This is a genomic window from Endozoicomonas gorgoniicola (assembly GCF_025562715.2).
Classification (GTDB): Bacteria; Pseudomonadota; Gammaproteobacteria; order Pseudomonadales; family Endozoicomonadaceae; genus Endozoicomonas_A; species Endozoicomonas_A gorgoniicola.
Window position 1 is genome coordinate 1,668,583 of record NZ_JAPFCC010000001.1, and the last position, 22,682, is coordinate 1,691,264.

Annotated in this window: 13 protein-coding genes; 4 read left to right on the plus strand and 9 right to left on the minus strand. The window is 48.5% G+C overall.

Annotated elements, in window-relative coordinates:
* Positions 1 to 101 precede the first annotated feature (101 nt).
* From NX722_RS07595 to NX722_RS07605, 3 genes are all read left to right on the plus strand, one after another.
* Positions 102 to 1,484, plus strand: a complete 1,383-nt coding sequence (locus NX722_RS07595; RefSeq protein WP_407648062.1) for a glyceraldehyde-3-phosphate dehydrogenase — start codon at positions 102 to 104, stop codon at positions 1,482 to 1,484.
* Positions 1,485 to 1,777: 293 nt separating this feature from the next.
* The gene (locus NX722_RS07600) at positions 1,778 to 4,513 is read left to right on the plus strand and encodes a hypothetical protein (protein WP_262567466.1); all 2,736 of its coding nucleotides are present in this window, start codon (positions 1,778 to 1,780) and stop codon (positions 4,511 to 4,513) included.
* A gap of 93 nt (positions 4,514 to 4,606) precedes the next feature.
* Positions 4,607 to 6,030 (plus strand): ISNCY family transposase gene (locus NX722_RS07605; protein ID WP_262567467.1). Its coding sequence is split into 2 segments (ribosomal slippage): positions 4,607 to 5,051 and positions 5,051 to 6,030, totalling 1,425 coding nucleotides; the frame shifts between segments, so codons are not numbered across the junction.
* Positions 6,031 to 6,439: 409 nt separating this feature from the next.
* Here NX722_RS07605 and NX722_RS07610 read toward each other — a convergent pair.
* From NX722_RS07610 to NX722_RS07640, 8 genes are all read right to left on the minus strand, one after another.
* Entirely contained in the window at positions 6,440 to 6,757 is a 318-nt protein-coding gene (locus NX722_RS07610) for a hypothetical protein (RefSeq protein ID WP_262567468.1), read from the minus strand.
* Between the two features lie 375 nt (positions 6,758 to 7,132).
* Positions 7,133 to 7,819, minus strand: coding sequence for a C2H2-type zinc finger protein (locus NX722_RS28810; RefSeq protein WP_407647967.1), 687 nt, complete (start codon positions 7,817 to 7,819; stop codon positions 7,133 to 7,135).
* Between the two features lie 259 nt (positions 7,820 to 8,078).
* On the minus strand, positions 8,079 to 9,731 hold the full coding sequence (locus NX722_RS07615; protein WP_262567469.1) for an ABC transporter ATP-binding protein: 1,653 nt from the start codon (positions 9,729 to 9,731) through the stop codon (positions 8,079 to 8,081).
* 3 nt (positions 9,732 to 9,734) lie between these two features.
* Positions 9,735 to 10,754 (minus strand): ABC transporter permease, encoded by a 1,020-nt coding sequence (locus tag NX722_RS07620; protein WP_262567470.1) that lies wholly within the window; start codon positions 10,752 to 10,754, stop codon positions 9,735 to 9,737.
* An 18-nt stretch (positions 10,755 to 10,772) separates the two neighbouring features.
* Positions 10,773 to 11,861: a microcin C ABC transporter permease YejB gene (locus tag NX722_RS07625; protein WP_262567471.1), complete on the minus strand. Its 1,089-nt coding sequence runs from the start codon at positions 11,859 to 11,861 to the stop codon at positions 10,773 to 10,775.
* A gap of 14 nt (positions 11,862 to 11,875) precedes the next feature.
* Complete coding sequence (locus NX722_RS07630) at positions 11,876 to 13,900, minus strand: extracellular solute-binding protein (RefSeq protein WP_262567472.1); 2,025 nt, start codon at positions 13,898 to 13,900, stop codon at positions 11,876 to 11,878.
* Between the two features lie 199 nt (positions 13,901 to 14,099).
* On the minus strand, positions 14,100 to 15,374 hold the full coding sequence (locus NX722_RS07635; protein WP_262567473.1) for an ADP-ribosylglycohydrolase family protein: 1,275 nt from the start codon (positions 15,372 to 15,374) through the stop codon (positions 14,100 to 14,102).
* A 306-nt stretch (positions 15,375 to 15,680) separates the two neighbouring features.
* Positions 15,681 to 17,101 (minus strand): ISNCY family transposase gene (locus tag NX722_RS07640; protein WP_262563791.1). Its coding sequence is split into 2 segments (ribosomal slippage): positions 15,681 to 16,657 and positions 16,657 to 17,101, totalling 1,422 coding nucleotides; the frame shifts between segments, so codons are not numbered across the junction.
* A 131-nt stretch (positions 17,102 to 17,232) separates the two neighbouring features.
* Between NX722_RS07640 and NX722_RS07645 the strand changes: the two genes are divergently transcribed.
* Positions 17,233 to 20,817 carry a SidE phosphodiesterase domain-containing protein gene (locus tag NX722_RS07645; protein ID WP_262567474.1) on the plus strand — a complete coding sequence of 1,195 codons (3,585 nt, stop codon included), beginning with the start codon at positions 17,233 to 17,235 and terminating at the stop codon, positions 20,815 to 20,817.
* A gap of 12 nt (positions 20,818 to 20,829) precedes the next feature.
* Here NX722_RS07645 and NX722_RS07650 read toward each other — a convergent pair whose 3' ends face one another.
* A complete protein-coding gene (locus NX722_RS07650; RefSeq protein WP_262567475.1) occupies positions 20,830 to 22,680 on the minus strand; it encodes an extracellular solute-binding protein in 1,851 nt (616 codons plus the stop codon).
* Between the last annotated feature and the right edge of the window lie 2 nt (positions 22,681 to 22,682).

Sequence of the window (22,682 nt, forward strand, 5' to 3'; positions counted from 1 at the left end):
AGCCTCGCGGCATAACGATAAGAATTATAAACAGCAGGGTCGACACCGTGGTAGATAAATATTTTCAGGACTGGAAGGAGCGAGAGGCACTGGCGGAATCTATGATTCCGCTGATCGGGCGGTTGTATCGGGATAAAAATGTGGTAACAACGGTCTATGGCCGTTCTATTATTAACCGCTCTGTTATAGAAATTCTGAAATCCCATAAATTTATACGACAGGTAAACGATAGTGAATTAACGGTCAGGGATACATTTCCTGTTCTTCAGGCGCTCAACGGGATGGACCTGGCTTCCTGTCGTATTGATATAGGCAAACTGGCGAACGGCTATATGACGTCAGGCAGCCAACAGTCCGTTTCTGATTACATAAAGCAGGAACTGGGTGAGCTGGCTACCAGTGGGCAATCCGCCAAGGCTACTGGTCAGGATGTTGTGCTTTATGGCTTTGGGCGTATTGGGCGGCTGATGGCACGAATTCTGATTGAACGGGCGGGTGGCGGAGCCGGGCTTAATCTTAAAGCGATCGTTGTTCGCAAGGGCAAGGCTGACAATGATCTGCATAAGCGTGCTAACCTGTTACGGCGGGATTCAGTGCATGGCTCTTTCCGTGGCACGATCAGTGTTGATGATGATAACGAAATCATCTACGCCAATGGTGTGGCAATTCAGGTGATCTATGCCAGTTCTCCCGACAGCATTGACTACACCCGTTATGGTATCAAGAACGCCATTGTGGTGGACAACACCGGCGTATGGCGAGATGAAGCCGGGCTCAGCCAGCACCTTGAATGTCAGGGCGTCAGCAAAGTCCTGTTAACTGCGCCGGGTAAGGGTGACCTGAAAAATATTGTCTATGGCGTTAATAACCGGGATATTGATCCGGAAGATAGAATTATCTCGGCAGCGTCCTGTACCACCAACGCCATTACTCCGGTGCTGAAGGCTATTCACGATCAATACGGCGTTGTCAGTGGGCATGTGGAAACCGTTCACTCCTATACCAATGACCAGAACCTGATTGATAACTACCATAAAGGCTCCCGTCGCGGGCGCAGCGCTGCCCTTAATATGGTCATCACCGAAACCGGTGCCGCCAAAGCGGTGGCCAAAGCCCTGCCGGAACTTAAGGGAAAACTGACGGGCAGTGCCATACGGGTGCCTACGCCTAATGTTTCTCTGGCAATTCTGAACCTGAACCTGGGGCAGACAACGACGCTTGCTGAACTGAATACGTATCTGCGGGACACATCCCTGTATTCATCGCTGCAAAAACAGGTTGATTTTGTTAACTCCAGTGAAGTGGTGTCCAGTGACTTTGTGGGGAATCACAAGGCGGGCATTGTTGATAGCAAGGCGACTATTGTGGAAGGTGACCGCTGTGTACTCTACGTCTGGTACGATAATGAGTACGGTTACAGTTGTCAGGTGAACCGGATTTTGCGGCAGATTTCGGGTGTTAATTATCCGATTGTTCCTGCATAGCTATAGACCATTGCCATCCCCGCGCAGGCGGGGATCCACTCTGAATACTTAAAATATTTTATGCGTTGTTCCGGTATTCTTTAACTATACTGACATCCACGTTGAAAAAGCCTGTAAAAATAATACTTATATTAGGATGGATTTACTTCATTAATCATCATTTAAAGTAAGATTCATACCATGCTAAAAAAAAACGCATCTGTTTAACCCCTGATATCTTAAGCAGCAATCTGTTACTTTCGACAAGCTTCGCAGTCTCTCTTTCTGTTGGGTCAAATTATGCTCAGCCTCCCATGGAGGATCCATCCGATGCTGGTTTCAATCCAATGTTTCGCGGCACGGCACCCACGCTGCCAGCAGATCCGGCAAACCTGAATGATATGCTTTCACATGGGTCAACTGTTGAAATACCTGAGCTACCAGATATGGAAAATCCGGGTTCAGACACAGAAGACGTCGCAGCAGCTTCGGATACTGACGACGGAGCGTCAGGCGGGCAGGATGAGATGGCTGACACTTTATACCACTCATTTCAAGTAGAATATGATCAAATAATTTCGAAAATTTCTTTTGTCAATCAGGAACTGGAACACGTCAATGGCGTGGTGGTTACTGGACCAGGAATAAGAAGACGCAGCCTGAGCATAAATCAAAGACTGCAATATATAATAGATACGCCAGACGATTACACGCTGGTCGATGTTTATTATTTGTTGTCGCGATTAGCAGAAGAGGCCAGGGAAAGAGAGCTGGAGACAGTTTCCTATCATATTGCGACATTGATTCAATACCACTCTAACTTTGGCATAACAGGCTTTAACTCGCTGAGAAATATTCAGGAAGGCAGAGAAAATTTACTGGCATTATTAAGGGAGTTACGGGACACACCAAGACCTTATTCTGCAGGCGACAATGGCACTACCAATGGCACTACCAATACCCCCATACGTACACTTCATTCGTTATTCGGTAGTCTGTACAGCAACCTTATCTCTATCGCAGAGGCTGAATTCAGGCAGGCGCAGCACTATGTAAACAGTCATTCTGAGCCAGACATCCGGCCTTATAGCTTCCTGTATGACCTCTCCGTTATTGCATCATACGATAGCCCTATAGTTAGGGAAGTGCGACACCCTGAAGAAAACAGACAAGAGTACAGATACCTTGAAGAAAGTCGCCTGGGTTATGCCGTTAGCAGGGTCTTGTCTTTTCGCCTGCCTGGTAATCAAAACAATCTTGGAGAAAGCCACACATCCTATGTCGTATTTTCTGCTCTCGTTGCCGTTTATCTGGCATTCCTTGGAGAAAGCAACGAGGCAACCAGAAGACTAGACCAGCTGGCTGCCACTGAGCCTGCTTTTAACTCCGAAGAGCAAAATATTTCTATTGTCGACAGGGTGATTAACAGCGTTTTCCGTATGCTTGATATGCATGAACAAACGCTCGTGAAACAATATTTTATAGAGGCATTATCCTTGATGGTATGCTTACCTCACCATCATCGCGCTCCTCGCAACATGCTGTTAGCGAGCAATCTGGATGTGCTTCGCGCAGTACGTAATCGATTAAATTTGATCTACCGGGAAAACCCCGGTTCACTCTCCTTACCTTTCAATTTACCTTTCAATCAAATGGAAAACATCATCACCGACGAAGAAAAATTTAAACAACAGGTGCTTCAACCACATGAACAAAAAAAGGAAAAAGCACAAAATCCGGACAGCCCTGACGAAGCATCAGACAACTCTGACGAAGCATCAGGCAACCTTGGCGAAGCATCAGACAACCCTGGCGAAGCATCAGATACCCCTGACGAAGCATCAGGCTTACTGGAGGTTTATCACCAATCAAACCGTAGTCTTTATACATCCATAATGTATGGGATTCATTTTTACAATTACCATGGCACACTGTATCTTTCCGTTACTCACTCAATCAGATTGACAGATGTTTATCAAGCATTAGAACTCATAATAAATAAACCAGACGATTATACGCTGGTCGATGTTTATTTTGTGTTGTCGCAATTAGCAGCACAGGCTGGGGAAAACCAGCTGTCAACAGTTTCCAGTAATATTGCGACATTGATTCAATACCACGCTTTCTTTCGCAGCATAAACTTTAATTCGCTGAGAAATGTTCAGGAAGGCAGAGAAAATTTACTGGCATCATTAAGGGAATTACTGGACACACAAAGACCTGATTCTGCTGGTGCTAATGGTGCTAATGGTGCTAATGGTGCTACCAATACACGCACACTTCTTTCGTTATTCGGTAATGTGTACAGCAATCTTATCGCTATCGCAGAGGCTGAGTTCAGGCAGGCACAACAGAATGTAAGCAGTTCTTCTGAGCGAGTCAACATGAATTATAACTATCATGAATTCCTGCATGAAATCGCTATTTTTACATCATACTACGGAGAAAGGTGCAGATACCTTGAAGAAAGTCGTCTGGGTTATGCCATGAGCAGGGTCTTGTCTTTTTTTAATCGTTTAGAATGTCAAAACAGCCCTGAAGAAAATCACACATCGTATGTCTTATTTTCTTCTCTCGTTGCAGTTTATCTGGCATTCCTTGGAGAAAACGAAGAGGCAAACAGAAGGCTAAACGAGCTGGCTGTCATTGAGCCTGATTTTAACTCCGAAGGGCAAAATATTTCTATTGTCAGCAGGGTGATTAACAGTATTTTCAGTATGCTTGATAAGTATGAAGTAAAGTTCTTGAAAGAAGATTTTATCTCCAGATTATCCCAATTGATATGCTTTCCTCACGACATTAACCCTCCTCGCAATATGCTATTGGCGAGCAATCCGGGTGTACTTCGTGCAGCACGTGAACAATTAGATTCGATCTACCAGGAAGCACCCACCGAATCCTTCTTTCTACATATATCTGAAACGAAAGGCTTCATCATCAATGCAGAAAGTTTTGAGCAACAGGTGCTTCAACCACTTGAAGAAAAAATCGAAAGAGAAAAAAAGAGAGAGGAAGATGATGAAAAAGATACAAGCAAAGATACTAAGTAGTGCCTGTCCGAAAACCCTCAAACACTTGAAAACAGCAGCCTGCAGCCCCATATAGTTCTCGAAGATTTTACAAAACAGGCTGTTTTCACATTTATGCGCCAAACCATCAACCCACAAATGCAGTTGGGCGAGGTTGATATCTCTGCCATCACCTTTGACGCTAAGTCAAGAGACGACATCCCCCGTCTGCTGAAAGCTTTGCAGCACATATGGACAAACCTTGAGCTGCGTAATCAGGTTTTTCAAGTACTCGACACCATGACTTCCACAGACAAAAACAATGGCCGTCCTGGTATGGAGTTCTGGAAAATACTGGTGTTTGGCACACTTCGCCTGGTCACTAACTGCGACTACGACCGCCTGAAAGAACTGGCTAATGAGCATGGCACTCTCAGGAAAATGCTGGGTCACGGCCCTTACTGCACGCACTCTTACCATACTCAGACACTGCAGGATAATATCAGCTGCTTCACGCCGGAAATACTGGATCAGGTAAACCAGATTATAGTGGCAGCAGGTCATCAGCTCGTAAAAAAAAAGATGAACCGCTACATGGCCGTGCCGATTCGTTCGTAGTTAAAACCGATGTCCACTTTCCTACGGATATCGGCTTATTGAGCGACGCTTGTCGTAAGAGTATCGAGTTTGCGTCAGCTCTATCTGACCAGTATCGACTGCCGGGCTGGCGTCAGCGTGAATACCTGAAGGATCAGCACCGCAAGCGTTATAACAAAGCACGAAACCTGAAGCATTCCAGCGCTACCTGTGAATTGAAACAGCGCTTGCGGCAGCACGAAGTTGAAATGGCTCATCTTGAGTACATCAAGTACAGCACCTCAATTATCCGCAAAGCTGAATTGACCTTGTCTTTGCTGACCAAACAACAACCGGATGAGCCAAGGCTGGAGAACCTTAAATACCACATTGCCCATAGCCACCATCAGATAGACCTGATTTACCGGCGGGTTATTGAGTACGAGCAGATTCCTCATAATGAGAAGGTGTTCTCAATTTTTGAACCTCACACCGAGTGGATCAGCAAGGGGAAAGCCGGAACCCCGGTGGAGTTGGGATTACGGGTTTGCGTGTTGCAGGATCAGTTTGGTTTTACCCTGCATCACCAGGTCATGCAAAAGCAGACAGACGACCAGGTTACAGTGCCTATGGCAGAGGGTGCCAAAAAACGGTTTTCAGCATTAAGCCAGGTGAGCTACGACAAAGGTTTCTGGAGTCCGGGTAATCTTGAAAAGCTCGAAGTGCTGCTGGAACGTGCAGTTTTGCCCAAAAAAGGCAGGCTGTCAGCCATTGACAAAAAGCGGGAATCTCACCCGGAATTTATTCGGGCAAAAAGAAAACACTCAGCCGTTGAATCTGATATCAATGCACTGGAGGCGAACGGTCTCGACAAATGCCCGGATAAAGGCATTGAGGGTTTTAAGCGCTACGTTGCACTGGCGGTTGTTGCCGGTAATTTGAAGCGGCTGGGTAAAATTCTTCTGACCAGAGATCGTCAGTAACCTTCGAGCCAGATACCCGCTCCTTTGCTTTTGATCATGCCATGCGTGAGGGTTTACTATGCTCGGAAATAGGTGATTTTGATTAAATTTTGAGCAGCATAGTATAAAAACTGCTCTTGCACTGTGTTGGCAGTGAAATCTGATCACTATCAATTCCTGCCCGCCAGAATCAGAAGAGGTTTTTCAGGGGTTTTCTGACAGGCACTAAGTAGTGTCTGTCCGAAAACCCATAATAAGAACGTTTGTTCTGCGAGTAATGATAGCACTTTTAAAAGACAAAATGTCGTATATAAAGAAAACTCTCAGTAGATTAGTTTCTGTTCTGAAGTGAGCATCGCAACCGCTTTTTGGTGGTGAATGAAGCGGTTGCGTAACCTGTTTCGGCTTCAAAAATAAGAAACTTTATTAATCATCTTTTATACTTTAGAAGCATATAATTAACAAGCATACAAGCGCCTATTCCTGTTGCTATTAAACGGATTCCCTTAAAAAATGGGCCTCGTATTTTTGGATCTCCTGCAATAGCCCCCAGACCCGCCAACCCCCCTACCAATGTACTTCCTATGAGATCACTTTTTCCTACACCACCGTTTGTGGAAAATGAATATTCTTCAATGTGATAGAAAGTGATGTTACCTATCAAACCAGAGTTTATACTGACATGACTTTCTGTGATCCCATTGTTCGCCAGGTCGATAGTTTTAAGCACTTCTTGCATCTTTTTCATTAAGTAAAATATTATGATTATGATTAGGTAAAGGGTCTTTATCTATATCAGCCCCATAATAAACAACCATGGTCTTTTCTTTATTACATTGCACGTTATTACAACATAAATAGACTTTTTCTTGTTGGTCGGATGCATGTGCGCTGATGATGAAAAAACCTATCAGGCATAATTTTCTAAGAATCATAATTCTACACTTTTTTGAAAAGGCTAATTATAGGTCAATGGCACTGACTTAAGGGAAGCAGCACTTTAGAATATACCAGTGCTTCGTCATTCCCGCGAAAGAGGCTGTTGCAAAAGGTGAAAAAATGCGAAATAAACTCTGAACCGTCATTCTCGCCTTCGATGGGGTATTTTTATCTTCTACTTCCCTTATTGCGGTAAAGGATTACGGGGATCAGACTCTGCCTGGGGCTGAATAGTTGTAATAACTTTTCCATCATGTTGTGTGACCATGATTGTCTCTGCTAACGGAGTTGAATTAGTAACCACTCTAACCGGTGGTCTTTCTTCATCAGTTGAGCTGATATAGCTTACGCTGATTGTTGTGGGGGAGCTTGAGCCAGAGTTAAAAGAGCGTGTTGTTGTGACTACTCCGGTGGACGCCTGAGTGAATGCGGTTGTATCAGGCGTATTCGGGGCTGGGTGACGCTTTTGTATGTGCTTATTGAGTCTATCTCGTCGTGTATAACCAGCTTTACAGACTGGGCAAACAAACTTTTGTCCTGTATGGGTTTGCATGTGTCTGGCTAAATCACCCGGTTGGTTAAAACCTTTTTCACAGAACTCACAGCTATATGGCTTTTCGCCTGTATGGACTCGCATGTGTCTGATTAAATTAGTCGACTGGCTAAAATTTTTTCCACAGACCTCACAGCTATATGGCTTTTCACCTGTATGGACTCGCTTGTGTTTGGTTAAATTAGAGGTATTGGCAAAACTTTCTCCACAGACATCACAGCTATATGGCTTATCGCCTGTATGAGTTCGCATGTGTTTGGTGAGTCCATAATGGGTCGTACAGTTCCTGCCACATTTTGAACATCTAAAACCTGGCATACCAGAACCTCTTTTACTGCCATTAATGTTCCGGTTTCAAATCATAAGTCTGTTTCTGGAAATTACTGACATAGGAAAAGCATGGTAAATTATAGTACTTTCTGTGCTGTCTCGCGCATTGCGGTAGCGGCTAATCGTCGTATTATTGCAAGCGTTCACTGGAAGTCCCGAACTGTTTAATTTCAGCGCTGATTTATGCTCATATCGGTTCCCGCAGCCACGAATTCGAAACTGCGGAATAATCCAAAACAGCGCGTGCTTAAGCATTCCGGCTGTAAGCATTGGAGCTATTATCTGCCAGCTGCGTTTCAAAAGCAGCCGCCAGCAGCTCCCGGGTGTAAGGCTGCTGAGGGTTGTGAAAGATATCGCCGGTATCACCCTGCTCAACGACCTGTCCTTCCTTCATCACCATAATCCGGTGGCTCATGGCTTTCACCACGGCGAGGTCATGGCTGATAAAGATATAGCTCAGGTTGTATTTCATTTGCAGGTTACGCAACAGTTCGATGACCTGTGACTGAACCGTCCGGTCCAGTGCAGAGGTCGGTTCGTCGAGAATGATCAGCTTTGGCTTCAGGATCAATGCCCTGGCAATGGCAATCCGCTGGCGCTGGCCACCGGAGAACTCATGTGGATACCGGTGCCTGAAGTCAGAATCAAGACCCACATCAGCCATGGCACGAATGACTTCCTGCTCACGTTCTTCTCTGCTGCTGACACCATGGATATCCAGACCTTCGGCAATAATGTCAGCAATGGTCATGCGCGGGCTCAGGCTGCCATAAGGGTCCTGGAACACCACCTGCTTTTCCCGGCGGAAGGGCTGACAGGCTTTCTGGCTCAGGCCATGGAGCCCTTTTTCCATAAAATAGATTTCACCTTCACTGGACTGCAATCGCATCAGAGCCATGCCCAGCGTGGTTTTTCCCGAGCCTGATTCACCGACAATACCCAGAGTCTCCCCCTGTTGCAGTGACATACTGAGGTTCGTCACGGCTTTGACATGGTCGACGGTTTTACGGAAAAATCCCTGTTTGATGGGAAACCAGACTTTAAGGTTTTTACATTCAATCAGGGTTTTATCCGGATTTGGTAAAGACTCTGGCGCACCACCGGGTTCGGCATTCAGCAAGTCAATGGTGTAGGGGTGCTGTGGACGGGTGAACAGGGTTTCAGTCGCTTCCTGTTCAACCATACAGCCGTCTTTCATCACACAGATGCGGTCAGATACATGACGGATCAGGTTCAGGTCGTGGCTGATAAACAGAATGGCCATTCCCAGTTTTTCCTGTAATTCCGCCAGCAGTTTAAGGATCTGTCGCTGCACTGTAACATCCAGAGCGGTTGTCGGCTCATCGGCTATCAGCAGCTTCGGCTCACAGGCCAGAGCCATGGCAATCATCACCCGCTGACGCTGGCCTCCGGACAGCTCATGCGGATAAGCATTAATTTTGCTGGTGGGTTGAGGAATACCAACCAGTTTCAGCAATTCCAGCGCTCTGGTTCTGGCTTCACCATTGTTCAGTCCAAGGTGCAGTGCCAGCACTTCAGCAATCTGTTTGCCAATGGTGTGCAAAGGGTTCAGTGCGGTCATGGGTTCCTGGAAGATCATGCTGATCTGGTGACCGCGAATCTGGCGAATCTTGTTGGAGTCGGCATGAGTCAGGTTTTCACCGTTGAACAAAATTTCACCCTGGTAACGGGCATTATCCGGCAGCAGTTTTAAAATACTCAATGCCGACACGGATTTGCCGGAACCGGATTCGCCGACCAGTCCCAGGGTTTCACCAGGGCGAATATCAAAACTGATCCGGTTGACGGCATTAAATGCCTGTTCACCCTGCAGAAACTCAACCTGCAGGTCTTTGACACTCAGAAGCGGTTTTTGCGCGGCAGTTTGGTAGTCGCTCATCGCTTACACTCCTGTATGGTACTTGCGTGGGTCCAGTGCATCACGTGAGGCTTCTCCAATAAAGACCAGCAGGGTCAGCATCACCGACATCACCATAAAGGCGGTAATCCCCAGCCAGGGTGCCTGCAAATTGTTCTTGCCCTGGGCAATCAGCTCACCCAGTGAAGGCGACCCGGCAGGCAGGCCAAAGCCGAGAAAATCCAGTGAGGTCAGGGTGGTAATGGCACCGGTGAGAATAAAGGGCATAAAGGTGACGGTGGCAATCATGGCATTAGGCAGAATATGCCGGTACATCAGGCGACTGTCGCTCATTCCAAGGGCTCTTGCCGCCCGGACATATTCAAGGTTTCTGCCACGCAGGAATTCAGCCCGAACCACATCGACAAGCGTCATCCACTGGAACAGCAGCATAATTCCCAGCAGCCACCAGAAACCGGGTTCGACAAAACTCGACAGAATAATAAGCAGGTAGAGGCTGGGCATACCTGACCAGATTTCAATAAAGCGCTGCCCGAAGAGGTCGATCCTGCCGCCATAAAAACCCTGTATGGCACCGACACCGACACCGATAATGGTGCTGAAAAAGGTCAGGGCAAGGCCAAACAGAACCGATATCCGGAAACCATAAATAACCCGGGCCAGTACATCCCGACCCTGGTCATCCGTACCCAGAAGGTTGTCCAGAGAGGGAGGTGCAGGGGCGATCCTGGCATAATTGATGGTGTCGTAACTGTAACGAATGGGGGGCCACAACATCCAGCCATGAGGTTCAATCAACTCTTTTGCATAGTCCTGCCGGTAGTCAATTTCCAGTTCGAATTCGCCACCAAAGGTGGTTTCAGGGTAGGTATGAAACACCGGAGTGTAGTAATCACCCTGAAAACGGATCAGCAGGGGTTTGTCATTGGCAATAAATTCGGCAACCAGGGTGGTGAAAAACAGGATGCCGAACAACCAAAGGGAGATGTAGCCTCTGCGGTTTCGTTTAAAGTTTTTCCAGCGTCGTTGGTTGAGAGGGGTCATTTTCAGTGCCATCGTGTGCTAACCCCGCGCTTCGAAATCGATTCGTGGGTCCACCATGACGTAAGTCAGATCGCCAACCAGTTTAATCACCATGCCAATCAGGGTAAAGATAAAGAGTGAGCCAAACACCACTGGATAGTCGCGGTTAATGGCGGCTTCATAGCCCAGCAGTCCCAGGCCGTCGAGGGAGAATATAATTTCAATCAGCAGAGAGTTGGTAAACAGAATGCCGATCAGGGCGGCAGGGAAACCGGAAATCACTAACAGCATGGCATTTCGGAAAATGTGTCCGTACAGAACCCGGCCTTCGTCCAGTCCTTTTGCCCTTGCGGTCTGCACATACTGACGGTGGATTTCATCAAGGAATGAGTTCTTGGTCAGCATGGTCAGCGTGGCAAAGCCGCCAATCACCATACAGAAGACTGGCAACACCATGTGCCAGGCATAATCCATTATCTGGCCCATTGTGGTCAGTTCATCAAAGTTGTCCGAGGTCAGCCCCCGCAGTGGGAAAATATTCCAGTAGCTACCACCGGCAAACAGGACAATCAGCAGGATAGCCAGCAAAAAGCTGGGAATGGCGTAACCGGTGGTAATGACGGCACTGGTCCAGATATCAAACCTTGAGCCGTGACGAACCGCCTTGCGAATGCCCATAGGAATAGAGATCAGATAGATAATCAGCGTACTCCACAAGCCCAGGGAAATGGAGACAGGCAGCTTTTCTATGATCAGGTCGACGACTTTAGCGTCGCGGAAAAACGAGTCGCCAAAGTCGAAACGCATATAGTTGCCCACCATCTGAAAAAATCGTTCAGGGGCAGGCTTGTCAAAACCATAGAGTTTCTCAATATCCTTGATCAGCTCGGGATCAAGTCCCCGTCGCCCACGGTATTCACCGGATTCGTCCAGGGAAAACTGTTGCACTTCCGCACTGCTTGAACCACCAATACGGCTAATGGCGTTGGTATCAAAACCTTCCAGCTTGGCAATCATCTGTTCTACAGGGCCGCCGGGAGCGGCCTGTATAATGACAAAGTTGAGCAGCATGATGCCGAACAGGGTTGGGATCATCAGCGCCAGTCGGCGCAGTATGTAACTGTACATAAAAGCAACTCTTGTTAAGCGTTATTCCTGCTACGTCTTCTGTTCAAAAATCTTACCAGCAGTCCCAGAACAACCAGCAGTGCTACCCACAAGGCGGTTTTGCCGGACAGTTCGTTCTCTGATGGTGCCTCAGAGGTATCGGTTGCCGCTACGACGGAAGTGGGTTCTGTACCCATCCACCAACTGTCGAGGTCAAAGTTATACAGCTGTGGAGCCTCTGAACCATCCAGAGTGGGTTTGAAAGGGTGTTCCAGTGGTTGCCAGTACGCGACCCGGACATTGGGGTAATAGTATTGTGGAATCATGTATTCACCCCACAGCAATACCCGGTCCAGAGCTTTAACCGCTGTTTCCAGGTCTTCCCGGGAGTCGGCATGGATCAGATGATCGACCAGCTGGTCGACGACAGGATTTTTAATGCCCATATAGTTACGGGAACCGGGTACGTCGGCAGCAGCACTGCCCCAGAAATCCCGTTGCTCATTGCCCGGTGAGCTGGACTGACCATAGCGGTAAACAATCATGTCGTAATCAAATTTACGCAGGCGATTAATGTACTGAGAGGCGTCCACAACACGAATGGTGGCATCGACACCTAACTGTTCAAGGTTCTTTTTAAAGGCCAGTGCAACCCGCTCCATGGAGGACTGGATTAACAGGATCTCAAATTTGAATGGCTCGCCTTTGTCATTTCTCAGGACGCCGTTCTCAAGCTTCCAGCCAGCTTCTGACAATAGACTGAGGGAGTTGCGTATCTGGCTTCGTATCTGGCCGGAGCCATCATAAACAGGCAGCGTGTAGGGTTCTGTGAACAGTTCTTTGGGCAGCTGGTCACTAAAAGGCTTCAGCAGTGCCAGCTCTTTACCTTCAGGGATGCCGGTAGCGCTCATGGTGGAGTTGGCAAAGTAGCTGTTGGTACGGTAATAGGAATTGAAAAACAGATTTTTGTTCAACCACTCAAAATCAAACGCAGCCATCAGCGCCTTTCTTACCTTCGGGTTCTGAAACAGCTCCCGGCGGGTGTTGTAGGCGAAACCCTGCATGCCCTGTGGCGACAGGGTTTTGATGCTTTCCAGTATCAGCTCACCGTTCCGGGTGGCGGGGATGTCGTAAGCGGTGGCCCAGTTCAGTGCCGAGTACTCGAAGCGTACATTGTATTTGCCTGCCTTCGTTGCCTGCAGGGCGACGTTTTCATCACGGAAATAATCTAACTGGATGGTATCGAAGTTATAACGACCCACGTTGACCGGCAGGTCTTTTCCCCAGTAGTCCTCGACTCTCTGGTACTCAATACTGCGGCCGGAGTCGACTGATTTGATCTTATAGGGGCCGCTGCCAAGGGGAATGCTCATGTTGGCGGCCTGAAAGTCATTCTCTTCTTTTTCCCAGAAGTGTTTGGGCAGAACTGTCATCTGGCTGATAATCAGCGGCAGCTCCCTATTCTGGTTGTGTTTGAAAACAAAGCGAACACTGTATCGGGACAGTGCTTCGGCTTTTTCAATATCGCCATAATAGGCACGATAAAACGGTGTGCCTTTTTCCAGCAGGGTATTCAGTGAAAAGACAACGTCTTCAGCAGTCACCGGGTGACCATCGTGAAAACGTGCTTTGGGATTAAGATGAAAGGTGATGCTGCTGTTATCCGGAGCCATTTCTACATACTGCGCCAGCAGCGGGTACATGGTGAAAGGCTCGTCGTAACTGGCTGCCATCAGAGTGTCGTACATATAGGCGGTAGCAGCGACTGAGGTGCCTTTTTCAATAAACGGATTGAGGCTATCGAAAGTACCCATCGCGGTCATACGCAATGCGCCGCCTTTTGGCGCTTCAGGATTGACATAATCGTAATGCCGGAATCCTTCAGGGTATTTGGGGGCACCATGCATCGTCATGCTGGTCTGGCTGCCTTCGGGGCGTTGCAATGTCTGAGCAGCGTCTGCGGTCAGGGCAGTAAGGCCCAGAGCCAGGGTCAGGCAAGTCTGCAAAAGGGCATTTTTGACGGGCAGGAACCGGATTGGAAAACTGTACCGATGAGTCATAAGGGTCCTGAATATATGGTCAGAGAAGTTTTGTCTTTATATAGAGGCCGGGTTGCGACTGAACGCTCTGGTCTGATCGTTACAGCCGGTTGACCTCACTGAGGTTCGTGAACAGAGTAGCTCTTAGAATGCTTTAGAATGCGTAATGGTGCAAGCTGTACCCGTATTTTCTATAAGGCAGGCAGGTGCGAGCCCTTATCTATTCGGAGAGACTCCTGTTCCAATTAGCGCAGCCGCAGGCACCTGTACAATTGCAGGTGTCAGTAGCTGCAATGGTATTAACGGTATCGTTGCTATCAGAGGTCGGGTTGTTATCTATAAGGTAGTCATGGGCGTTCCTGTTTATATTGACCCACGGGGGAAAGTAGTCCAGCAAGCCCTGTAATTCATTGACGTCAAATTCGTTGCGTCTGAACCCTCCTTCCCTCAGTACGCTGAGTGCCATCAACATGGCACCAATGGTGTCCTGGTCATGAGTAAACTGCTTCACAAGTTGCAGTAACTCCTGCTGAGATTCGGTATCGGTGAAGAAAAAATGTAAGACAGCCGCTGCTGAACTGGGGCCCCAGAGACCGACTAGAATTCTGGTTTGCTCATTATGAGAACTTCCTACCCTGGCGCTCGTAGGAAGGAGGCTGTTTAATTCTGACATTACTTCAACATGTGAAGAGCTACCAATGTGCCTTTCGACAATCTTCAGGCATTTCAGAAAAGTGTTATCAGTAGCGTATTGGCGAATGCGCCTCAGTGTGGCAAAAGCAAAATCACGATGTGAAGGCCTTGATGCTGGATCGCTTGTCCGGTACTCAATGCTGCTTCTGGCTGCCAGGGCAATGGCGACTGCGGCAGATATGGCGTGGGGGTGATTGTGACTGACCTCAACGGTCTGCCTGACCAGATGGACAAACCGCTCATCGCTGATGTAGGGATTAGTATCAATAATACCGACAATTGGGGCGATTCCCATACAACCTCCATTACCCCAGGAGCCGGTTTTTCCTCCAACACTTTTGCTAGAAAGAGTAAGCACGTCCGCCGGGCTCATTTTGTCCCCACTATCGAATTTCTTATAAAACTTTTTCAGCAGTGTCGCATGACCAGGGCCATAGCCGCGCAGGTTGACGTCGGGGTGACCAGCCATATCCAGACCAAAGCGCTGTTTTTTAGGGAATTCTGAAAAACACTGGATACGTGCCATCCTTACCCTGTCAACGCCCTTGCTCTTTTTTGTATAACACCCTGATAAACTCCCTGAAAAATAAGCAAAGATAGCGGCTGCTTTTTGAGTGTCATCAGTGCATAAACACTCCTCGGGCTTCATATGACGAGGTTCTTTATGGTAATTACGCTCACCACGACTGTCACCTATTCCCGTACCCGCCAAGGCGAGCTCTGCGTTAGTGGGGGGCGCTGCGAAAACAGGCATTGAGGTTATTAACAGGGAGGCAATGAAAAATGTTGATGCGTTGAGCATTGAAGAAACCCTTACACTCTTTGTGTTCATGGACAAGAATGTATAGCAGAAAACAACGGTTGAACTTTTTTTTATTCTGCCAATCTATGAACTTACTTAGTGCCTGTCAGAAAACCTATGAAAATTGAGTCACTGACATTCATCAAACAGTAGAACTGCTCCGCAAGCATTATCAGAGTCTCGCTTATAGGGCACTTCTTGATCAAAGTGCTTGCAAAATAGCCAAAACTGCCATTTTACGAACGTGCAGAACCCTCATGCACCCATGATCAAATTTCGGACGGCAAAAGACTGCTGTCAGTAGGGCTAAAAATCCCGTTCTTGTAAAATCCTGCCCAAGCGCTTCAGGTTGCCACCCACAACCGCAAGGGCAACATAGCGCTTGAAGGCATCAATGCCCTTGTCCGGACATTTATCGAGGCCATTGGCTTCCAGAGCATTAATGTCAGACTCTACGGCGGAATGCTTTCTTTTTGCCCGGGTAAACTCAAGGTGGTGCTCTCGTTTTTTGTCTTCTGCGGAAAGCCTGCCTTTCTTCGGCAGAATGGTTCGTTCCAGAAAGCCATCAAGTTCCTCAAGGTTGGCGGGGCTCCAGAACCCTTTGTCATAACTGACCTGGCTCAGCATGGGAAAGCGTTGTTTTGCTCCTTTTGCGATAGGCACTGCAACCTGATCGTCTGTCTGCTTTTGCATCACATGGTGATTCAGCGTGAAGCCAAACTGGTCTTGCAGTACGCATACCCGCAACCCCAACTCTACAGGAACTCCGGCTTTACCCTTGCTGATCCATTCTGTGTGGGGTTCAAAAATCGAGAACACCTTGTCGCTGTGAGGAATCTGCTGATGCTCGATCACCCGACGATAAATCAGATTAATCTGGTGACGACTGTGGGCAATGTAGTATTTGAGATTCTCCAGCGCAGACTCATCGGGGGCGCTTTTTTCTACCAGGGCAGCTGTGCTTTCTGCCTTGCGGATAATGTCGAGACTGTACTTAATGTATTCAAGGTGTGCCGTTTCAATATCGTGCTGACGTGACCGCTGTTTAAACTCGCAGGCAGCAACGGAATGTTTCAGATTCCGCACCTTGTGATAGCGCTTTCGATGCTGTTTTTTCAGGTATTCCCGCTGACGCCACGCTGGTAACTGGTACTGGCCAGCCAGGGTGGACGCAAACTCAATAGCCTTACGACAGGCATCGTTTAACAGGCTGATGTCTGTGGGAAAATGAACATCGGTCTTGACTACAAACGAATCGGCACGGCCATATAGCGGCTCATCTTTTTTTTAACCAGTTGATGGCCTGCTGCCACGACAATCTGGTTTACCTGGTCCAGTATTTCGGGCGTGAACAGGCTGATATTATCCTGCAATGTCTGGATATGATAAGAGTGCGTGCAGTAAGGACCGTGCCCAAGCATTTTCCGTAGCGTGCCGTGTTCATTGGCCAGCTCCTGAAGACGGTCATAATCACAGTTAGTGACCAGCCGCAGGGTGCCAAACACCAGTATGTTCCAGAGATCCATACCGGGACGACCATTATTACTGCTGGCAGGAATCATACTTTCAAGAACTTGAAAGACCTGCTCTCTCAGATCAGGTGTAACCCATATGTGCTGCAAGCCCCGCAAAAGCCGGGGAATATCATCTCTGGACTTGGGGTTGAATGTGATGGCGGAGATATCAACCTCGCCCAACTGCATTTGTGGATTAATGGTTTGACGCATAAACTCGAAAACAGCCTGTCTGGGAAAATCTTCGAGTATTATATTTGGCCTCAGGCTGTGTTTTTCAAGGGCTTGAGGGTTTTCGGACAGGCACTACTTATTGAGTTTTAAAGGGATTTTTAAGGAAGTATATGATTACTCATTCATCCTCACCTATTTCTACTGAAAGCAACTTCAGTCCTGAAACAGAACCGCAAGCTGGCTTGTCTGAGACCAGCAGTATTGCTCAGGTCCCACCCGGGAGTGCCTACATAGAGCAAAACCGTGATGGAGTGTCGTTGCCGACAATACCTCTCGGTGAGAGGTCACTAAAATCACTTGGCACAGGCCGGGAGCCTGCCTATCACTGCGGCACGGCTCAATTTTTCGAAGTGACTCAATCCCTTGTGCATCGCTTCCTGCAAAAACCACTGCCTGGTCAGACCGTTCTCCCGGATGAAATCGCCCGACCCGTACATGGTGCCATGCATGGAGCCAGGGCGGCTTTGTGGATCCCCATACTGCTTAACATCCGGCAGTCAATGAATGATCCTGAGGCAAAAGCCGTTTCTCCGGAGCAGGTTCACTGGCTGATGACCGCCAGTCTTTTTCACGATTCCGGACGGGAAGGAGAGGGGGAGGATACTCCTGAATGGGAAAGAACCAGTGCTGAGCAGTGTGAGGATCACCTGTTAGCCATGGGCTGCCCGCATTCTATGGTGGCGGCCTGTAAAAGCAGCATTATTAACAAGGATCGGTCCGACCGTTCCGCTAAGACTCTGGTTGAGAAACTTATCCACGACGCTGATTGCCTGGAGATTATGAGGACAAGCAGTGGTAACCGGTTCGATCTTGCCGAGCTGGACCTGTACCATGATTTTTCCGCTGAACCGGATATCGACTCACAGCTTTACAATCTGGCCAGTCAGGTCAGGGACGTTATTGCGCAACAGGGGGATTTATCCGGTACCACCCAGATCATTAACTCAAAATCCGGTTTTTCTGAGCAGAAGGAAAAGGCTGTCAGGCATCACTTTTCAACGGCCATTAAAGAGCGTGCTGAATTTGCGGATAATGCGCTGCTTTATCAGGTTGATTTCCTGAAAGAAAAAGCGCCGGAACTTTTTAAAATGTATCAGGATACTACCCCGCCTTTGCCTGACAGCGAGGAGTTATTGAGTCCGGTTAAGGCTGTTGAACTGAATAAAAACGGGAAAGCAGACAATGGTAAATACCTTGTCAGGGAGCGGAAAAACCCAGACAGCGCCCGGAATGAGGTGTTAATGGCTAATCTTGCCCGCGAGCTGGGACTGAGCGTGCCTGAAACCCGGCTGGTCAGAAAAGAGGGAAGGTTCTTTGTGGTTTCGTCTGAGGTTACCGGCAGCCCGATGACAAAAGAACTTGCGCAGGAAGCAGACCCGGCTGAGCTGGCAAAGCTTTATCTGGTAGCAGCCGTCACCGGCAACAGCAATATAATTGGCGCTGACCATGACCAAACAATAATGGACGAGAACGGTCAGTTAATACCGCTGTATTGGCAAGAGGCAGGAGAGTTTGGGTCAGCTGGTGGCGAGCAGCGCAAGGCAGGCACCTTTTGCAGTACGGTCTTTGAACTGGATACCCTGCTGAATCCCGGACATTCCCGGACAGAAAGCACTGTGCCCGAAGACTCTCGTGCCGCTCACCATAATGCAGCCACTCTGTTCAGCCAGCGTCTCAGTGAAGCGGACATCAAAAATGCGGTTCGTGATCTCCTGTCGAAAGATGTCACTGCCATCGCGCGACTGGTGGAAACAATGGGGCCGGATACTGCCATTGACCGGCAGCGGCTCAGCCGAACGCTGATGTTCCGGCTGGCCTGTCTTGCCCGCAGGTTTCCGGAATGCTGTCCTGAGCCGATTACTGCCGCCGAGCAAGGAGCCATTGCCGCTTCTGGTATGCAGGGCTATTCAAGGCCGGTGGCTGACTCAGGTATTGAAAATGGCGATTTACGCATTTATCAATTCATGGATGTTCAAAAAACGCCAGTGACCGCCTGCTGGCTGAAACTTGAGCCTCAGGCAGCCCGTCAACTGGCTGACCGGCTCGGTCTGCCTGATACCGGCATGAATGATCTCCACTACCTGCGTACCTGCCTTGATGAACTCAGTCAAAAGCCTGCCATGAACCCCTATTGGCGGGTAAAGCTTCAAACTATGGATCGACGTTGTCAGCACCTTATACAGACTGTTGAGGCGGGCCTGGTGCGCTACCGTCTTCCACAGGATCGCCGCCGTGCAGAGCAGGCGCTTGAATCGTTAAACGGGCTTCGTTGTCAGATAGCCGATGCCCTGGAGTGCGAAGATAAAAAAACTCTGGCTATTCGCCAGCAACTCCCTGCACAGCTGCCTGAAGGGTTGCCAATCCGGGTAACATCCATCGCTTTTACACCCGTTGAGGGAAGTACTCTGCCAGCCAGAGAGTTTCGGAATGGCCGTGGCTGGGAAAATGGCAAAGAGGTGGTGATAGACAGGGCGCATCATTATCAACTGGATCCTGAAGCGTTTCTGCCTCATGAGTGCCTGAAGGAACGTCCCGGCATTGAAATTGACTGGTTCAGTGATGACCTGGCCGATAATTTTTCCATGGCGGGTACGCTGCATTTACGTACCAGTGGTAATGATTGTCAGGCAACGAAGACACTCCTTGATGCCGTCGCTCAGCTTGGCATTGATATCGAGAGGCCGGACAGTGAGGCTATGCAGGCGCAATACGTTGATTCGCTCATAAACCATTATCAGCTCAACCTGCTGTGGGAGCAGACAGAACCGGAATCTTTGGTCTCAGAAAGTCTTGAAGAAAACAAATCCAACTGGTTGAAATCTCAACTGAAATGGCCAGAGACTCCCCGTTGGGAAGACCATCACCGCATTCTGAACGGGCAGTGCATTTTTTATCTGCCCAATCATGTGCAAAAAAAGAGCAAGGATGGAAAAACTGAGCCTGCTTACGAGATCCTCCACGAATTAAATTTTCTGGCTTCAGGTTCTCAAGAGCGCGAGAGCGTTATAGAACGAATCATTCATAGTGGTGGCAACTGTGTCTCCATTACTGAAAGATTCCGGCTCGGTGTGAACCAGGATGCCTATGCCTCAAAGCTTCCTGACCTGAAATCCGGAAGTGGTGCGCAGGTTTTCGCTGCGGTCAGGGAGTCCGGAGGTCACAAACCTGACAATTTTCTAAAACTCAAACAGGATCACCTGCTGAGAACCGATATTAACAGCAAGGGGCTGGATATGTTTGGTGAGCCAATTCCTGAACTTCAGCATCATGGTCTTCCTGCTCAAAGTCCATCGGCATTAGAGGCTGGTTTTGCTTCTGCCGAAATCAGCAGTCGGTTTATCAGCCTTGAAGAGGTGGAAGAAATCGCTGTTCCGGAGGGTGAAAAGATAACCGGGAAAATGAAAGCGACGTTCGATGGTGGAGAAATAGCGCAGTTCATACGCTGTGGAAATGACTTTCCGGATATGGCTAAGAATAAACTGCCTGGTGTCGCTGTATTCGGGACGAACATGGAGATAACTGACGGTTCAGGTATACACACCCTGAAGCTCCCGGAGGAGCTGCGCTTTGTCTATGAAGCCGAGGTAACGATTGACTCAGACTCAGTGCTTGTAAGGGCCTTTAACTATGACCGTAATGAATATGTGTCCGCTACCTTCGTTAAAGGTGTTGAAGGCTGGAAGCAGGAGACCTGATCACAACAAGTCTCACTTCCTGCTTCTACTCTCCCACCACCAGGTATCCAGCCCGCTGGCGTAATCCGGTGCAGTCTTTGGGTGTTTTAATCCCTTCTTATAGATGAAGGGCCAGTAAGGCAGATACCACTGGGGAATAACGGCGTGGTGCCACAACACCACGCGGTCAAGGGCTCGGGCAATATCCACCAGTTCAGATCGGGACTGAGTCTTCACGGATTTCTCTATGAGTGCGTCCAGTACCGGCAGGCTGATCCCGGAGATGTTTTTACCGGACCGGGCTCTCGCGCTCTCGCTGCCCCAGAAACTTTTTAACTCGGTACTGGGTGAGATTCCGGGGTAGAAGCCGTGAATGACCATGTCGAAATCAAACTCTCTCAAACGGTTGATGTATTGAGAGGTGTCAATAGTGCTGACCCGGGCATGGATACCCAGAGCTTTCAGATTGTTAGCAAAGGGAAGCACAAAACGTTCGAATTCAGGTTGAGACAGCAGTATTTCAAACTCCATCGGTTCGCCCGTTTTCTGGTGAACCAGTTTGCCATTTCGCAACTGCCAGCCAGCTTCTTTTAAGAGTTTCAGTGCCTGACGTTGATTGTTGCGCCAGTTGCCGCTGCCGTCCGTGGTCGGGGGCTGGTAGACCCGTGTGAACACCTCTTCAGGCAGATCTTTACGCCAGGGGGATAACAGCTCGATTTCTTTTGCAGAGGGCAGGGTATCGGCAGCCAGTTCAGAGTTAGAGAACAGGCTGTAGGCCTGTTTGTAAATATCAAAGAACAGGTGTTTGTTAATCCACTGAAAATCCAGTGCCAGGCTGATGGCCTGACGCAACCGCCTGTCTGCAAACCTGGCTTTACGCAGGTTGAAAACAAAGGCACGCATACCAAGCGTTTTATTAGGCACCGCTTCCTGAATAATATCGCCGTTTTTCAGGCGATTGCCCTTATAGCCTTCCGCCCAGTTTTTTGGATTGCCATCCACTCTGAGGTCATAGGCTCCCTGCTTGAAAGCTTCCAGCGCGATCTGGCCATCACGGTAATAATCAACACGTATTTCATCGAAGTTGTGCCGGCCTTTGTTGACGGGTAAATCTTTTGCCCAGTAATGTTTCACGCGTTCATAAGTAACATGACGTCCTGCTTCAAAGTCTTTGATTTTAAAGGGGCCACTGGCCAGAGGAACGGTCAGGTCGGCGTTGCCAATATCATGCTTTGGTCTAGTCCAGAAATGTTTGGGTAGCACTCTTAGCTGGGAAAGTCTCAGGAGAAGATGTTTGCCCTGGGGACGTGAAAAACGGAATTCGACTCTCAGGCGGCTGGTGGCTTTGACAGAAGTGACATCCGCATACAGATGACGGTAATGAGGAGGGCCTTTTTCTTTCAGAGCCTTAAAGGTGTAAACAACGTCTTCTGCTGTTATAGGGGCATTGTCGTGAAATCGGGCTTCAGGGTGAATGTTGTAGGCCACCCATGTCAGATCCTTTGGGTACTCAATGGACTGGGCGATCAGTCCGTAAACGGTGTAGGGCTCATCACCCGCCCTGACCATCAGGGTATCGTAAAGGATGTAGCTCTCTGCTGCCCAGTTGCCTTTGGGCGCAAAGGTATTGAAGGTGTCGAATGAGCCGGTAGCGGCCTTGCGGAGAGTTCCGCCTTTAGGTGCCTGGGGGTTGGCATAGTCAAAATGAGTAAAGTGTTCAGGGTGCTTGAACTGGTCATAAACACTCAGGGCGTGGGAGCGGGTCACACTGTCATCTGCTCTTAGTGGGGTAAATAGTGGGGTAGATAGTGGGGTAAATAGTGGGTTGGACAGAAACAGGGTACTGGCGCATAAGATACACAGGTAACAGAGAGCCGTTTTCATTG